Source organism: Neisseria sp. P0021.S006 (genome assembly GCF_051956895.1).
On sequence record NZ_JBQCWZ010000735.1, the window covers coordinates 1 to 693 of the forward strand.

2 protein-coding genes are annotated in these 693 nt (G+C 46.0%); one reads left to right on the forward strand and one right to left on the reverse strand.

All coding sequences use genetic code 11. The annotated features are described in order from the left end of the window. On the forward strand, positions 1-245 hold a 245-nt coding region (locus tag ACTHUM_RS16790; protein ID WP_440403524.1), incomplete at its 5' end, for a phosphorylase family protein. A 46-nt stretch (positions 246-291) separates the two neighbouring features. On the opposite strand, the gene ACTHUM_RS16795 is transcribed toward ACTHUM_RS16790, so the two are convergent. Continuing rightward, on the reverse strand, positions 292-693 hold a 402-nt coding region (locus tag ACTHUM_RS16795; RefSeq protein ID WP_440403525.1), incomplete at its 5' end, for a hypothetical protein.

Here is a 693-nt window from a genome sequence, read left to right on the forward strand (position 1 = left end):
GCCTGCAAGGCCCGCGCCGTCCAACCCGCGCTGAAATCGCCCGTTATCGCCGTGACGGGGTAGATGTACTCGGTATGACCGGTATGCCTGAAGCCGTTTTGGCCAGGGAGTTGAAAATGGCCTATACCCACTTTTGCAGCGTCAGCAGCATTGATTGCTTTGATAGCGGAGTAGGGACTGAGGGCTGTAATGAACAGACTTCTATTGCGATGACGAAAATCCGACAATTATTGAATGGTTTGTAACTGATAATGCCGTCTGAAATAATGTTTTCAGACGGCATTGTTTTATTTAGGAAGCCGTTTCACGCGCCCAATGGGGCAGGGAGGCTTTTTGTTTGCGGAACGAGGCAAGTTGCATACCCCGACATTTTTCAAAAATCAATTCAACCCCGCTTTGCAGCTGTAAAATCAAATTGGTATGCGTTTCCGTTTTAATAAAATCGATATTGCGTTGTACCAAGCGTTGAATGACGGCATATACATCAAGGCAGCCATTTGCAAAAAACCACAGATTTAACTTTACCCAACGGCCGCCGCTTAATGCAGTATTAGGCTGAAAATCAGCACGAATCTGTGTCAGCCGATTATCGGAGAAATGCAGTTCAATATCGCCATAAAGCCAAATATTCCAGCCTTTTTGTACCAACAAGCCTTTATGGACGCAATCAGGCGCAGGAAACATCTGCAAAAT